Source organism: Oleiphilus sp. HI0079 (genome assembly GCF_001635105.1).
Window position 1 is genome coordinate 1 of record NZ_LWFT01000626.1, and the last position, 3,158, is coordinate 3,158.

A 3,158-nucleotide genomic window follows, 5' to 3' on the forward strand; every position below is an offset into this window, starting at 1 on the left:
ACATCTACATACTCATCAAGCGGAAACGGTGGCGTTTCTGCAGCGTTCAAAACCGTCAACTCTTTACCAAGAATCTCAATTTTACCGGTAGACATATTTTCGTTAATCGTGCCTTCAGGGCGGGCACGCACGAAACCTTTGATTTGCAGGACATACTCACTTCTTACTCTGTCTGCGGCAGCAAAGCTCTCCTCGGTATCCGGATCAAACACCACCTGAGCAATCCCTTCTCGATCGCGCATATCCAGGAAAATAACACCACCATGATCTCGACGGCGGTGAACCCAACCACAGATGGTTACCTCTTCACCTATCAACTCTTCAGTAACTCGGCCACAATAATGACTGCGCATAGTCTCGTCCTACTTATACTTTAACTTATAACTTTTATGCAGCGCTTTCGCTGCTCGACTTGGTTGACGCATTATTTTTACTTGCGTCCCCAGCTAAATTTTTCTTTTTCCCGGTTTTGAAATCTGTTTCGTACCACCCGCTTCCAGACAAGCGAAACCCCGGCGCAGAAATCTGCTTGGAGAACGACTCTTCAGAGCATTCTGGACAGGTAGTCAAAGGATCGTCGCTAATTTTCTGAAGCACGTCTTTCTGAAAGCCACAGGACTTACACGCATATTCATAAATTGGCATTTAGCAAAACCTCTAACTGACATTCTGACTTGAATGAGCTCACGCTCTTTGAAAAAAGGGGCGGTAGTATAAACAACTTTTCTAAGCTTGGGCAGTGTGAAGCGATAGGCAAATAGCGAAACGACTGGCTTAAGCGCACATTTTTAAAAAGACCACGAAATCAAGGCCTCTTAGATTGCAGCCTTAAAGAGAGCCAAGCTTAACTTGATCACTCCAAAACGAACTAATTAAAGGCAAATTAGAACTATTGCACCGTTATATCACCTCGAAATCGCTAAGATAATGGCGTTTCCAAACATGTAATTATTGTGATCATGCCAAGCATTCAAGACAATTATCGGGAAGCGCTCAAATGGGCAACCCAGCGCGGCCTAGAGCTCCATCCGCACATCGAGCGCAAAATCATTGACGGGGTGCCCGGCTTGTTTGCCAAGTCGAAGGTTAACGCGGGCTGTACGTTCGCATCTATCCCTAAAGCCGCACTTTTAAACCCTCGCCCAAACCACTACCCTGCAGGCACATCTACAGCTGCGATACATATTCACAGCGCTAGCCGAGAAATGGACCTTGGAGAGAGCTCGGAATTCGCGCCTGTATTTAAGTTGTTTGACCCTGAAGAATATTTAAGAGAAATATCCGTTCAGTATCTAACCTCGTCTGAGGAGCGCACCCTTGCCTCCGCTGCGCCGCGCTTGCTGAGAGACATACTAGAGTTCAGAAAATCAAACATCGCGCTATCCTCTGCCATCTGCCAGTTCGACAAAAAAATAAAACAAGATACGTGCAGTTTGGTGACCCTAAATTATGCCTCTAGAGCGATGGCCGACCAAGGCTTCGTACCCATACTTGATTGTTTTAACCACAATGATGTTGGAGGGTCTGGTATTGCGAGCACCGCTGACAAGCTTTTTCTTGAAGCGAGAAAGGACTACTTAGCAGGCGAACAACTCTATGTAACATATGGTGTATTAGATCTTTTTAAACACGCAATAAACTACAATTATTTCGATCCAAAAGGAGCGCATTTCATCCCGCTAGAACGCTTTATCCTACCAATCAGTAAAGAGCGAGCAACACACCTCGTCGCAAACAAGACAAAGAACTGCCGAGTATTTGCCACACCACGCCCCGAATTCAGTCAGATAGCACAGCCAAACGCATACTTCTCGACAGACGGCGCTTCCAAAAGCATGATCAAGATACTGACACTCTTATGTGGCGATAAAACGAACGCGAAGAGGCTGGCAAACGACTTACTCACTCAGATTGATAATCAAAATGAGATTCACAAGCACTCTAAGAAGGAATTCAAAGGAAGACTAATGCGGTTCTACAATGCGCTACACAAAGAGAAACAAATCATCGCAGGCAGCCGAGCCTGGCTGGAGAAACATTTTTAAAATGGCGGTGAGAGAGGGATTCGAACCCTCGGTACGTTGCCGTACACACACTTTCCAGGCGTGCTCCTTCGACCGCTCGGACACCTCACCGTTTTTCAGCGCATATGTCTAAACATATTGAGTGGCTTCGTTATCAAAACATCGCTCTTGGCAACGCAAAGCAAGACAAACGACCCACTCAAACACCTCTCTTTACTCGACACGTTAAGAACGAAGTAAAGGTGTACCCAGTGCTGAAGAGCGGCGTAATTTATATGAGGAGAAAGTGAAAAGCAAGCCAAGTATTTACTTAGCTTGGTAGACAATACCGCCCTTGTACTGCTGCATCGTAAACTTCTCCCCAGCAGGACCAATGGACTCGGAGGCTCCGAGCATCAAGTACCCACCCGGACGCAACTGCGAATGAATCTTTTCTAAAATCTTCTGTTTATTCTCCGCAGAGAAATATATGAGGACATTACGACAAAATGCCATGTCTAGCTTGCCACCAAGTGCGATATAACTTTCTTGCAGATTAAGAGCTTTGAATTGAACCAAACGCTTAATCGCAGGTTTTACGGCCCAAGTGTTAGAAGAGGTTTCATCGAAAAATTGCTTTAAACGCTCAGCCGACATACCTCGATTCAACGCAAGCTTGTCGTAGACTCCAGCTCGAGCAACATCAAGAATAGCCGAAGAGATATCGGTCGCAACAATATCTAAGCCACGAGATCCAAGCAAAGGCTTGCTTTTGCCAAACTCCGTTGCACATATCGCTATCGAATACGGCTCTTGTCCACTAGAGCAAGCGGCAGACCAAATACGAGGTTTTCTTGAGGGCGCGTCCTTGTAAAGCTGCTCAAGGAGCTCTTCCTTAAAAAACCGAAAAGGGTGATCATCGCGAAACCAGAGAGTTTCGTTCGTCGTCATCGCGTCGACCACAGCTTGGCGCAACTTGGTGTTACCAAACTTCAACTTTTCTAAAAGAGACTCAAGATTCTCTAATTCATTGCTTTCCAAAATCGGACGAAGTCGACTCGAAACGAGGTACTCTTTATTTGCTCCAAGAACGATACCGCAAGCAGAATCCAAAAACTCGCAAAATGCAGAATACGATTGACTTGTTATCACTGA

Annotated in this window: 4 protein-coding genes and 1 tRNA gene; 1 reads left to right on the top strand and 4 read right to left on the bottom strand. The window is 45.7% G+C overall.

Annotated features, from left to right (window positions below):
- Together A3750_RS11310 and A3750_RS11315 are read right to left on the bottom strand one after the other, a co-directional pair.
- Positions 1-353: OB-fold nucleic acid binding domain-containing protein (locus tag A3750_RS11310; RefSeq protein ID WP_231871799.1), on the bottom strand; the 353-nt coding region annotated here is incomplete at its 3' end.
- 34 nt (positions 354-387) lie between these two features.
- A complete protein-coding gene (locus A3750_RS11315) occupies positions 388-645 on the bottom strand; it encodes an FmdB family zinc ribbon protein (protein ID WP_068456638.1) in 258 nt (85 codons plus the stop codon).
- Positions 646-959: 314 nt separating this feature from the next.
- Here A3750_RS11315 and A3750_RS11320 point away from each other — a divergent pair, with 314 nt between their 5' ends.
- Positions 960-2,045 (top strand): SET domain-containing protein, encoded by a 1,086-nt coding sequence (locus A3750_RS11320; protein WP_068464269.1) that lies wholly within the window; start codon positions 960-962, stop codon positions 2,043-2,045.
- Positions 2,046-2,047: 2 nt separating this feature from the next.
- On the opposite strand, the gene A3750_RS11325 is transcribed toward A3750_RS11320, so the two are convergent.
- A tRNA-Ser gene (locus A3750_RS11325) sits at positions 2,048-2,135 on the bottom strand.
- 195 nt (positions 2,136-2,330) lie between these two features.
- On the bottom strand, positions 2,331-3,158 hold an 828-nt coding region (locus A3750_RS11330), incomplete at its 5' end, for a protein-glutamate O-methyltransferase CheR (protein WP_369819936.1).

Coding starts and splice junctions, on each gene's coding strand:
- A3750_RS11320 (WP_068464269.1), top strand. CDS start 960: ATGCCAAGCATTCAAGACAATTATCGGGAAGCGCTCAAATGGGCAACC.
- A3750_RS11315 (WP_068456638.1), bottom strand. CDS start 645: ATGCCAATTTATGAATATGCGTGTAAGTCCTGTGGCTTTCAGAAAGAC.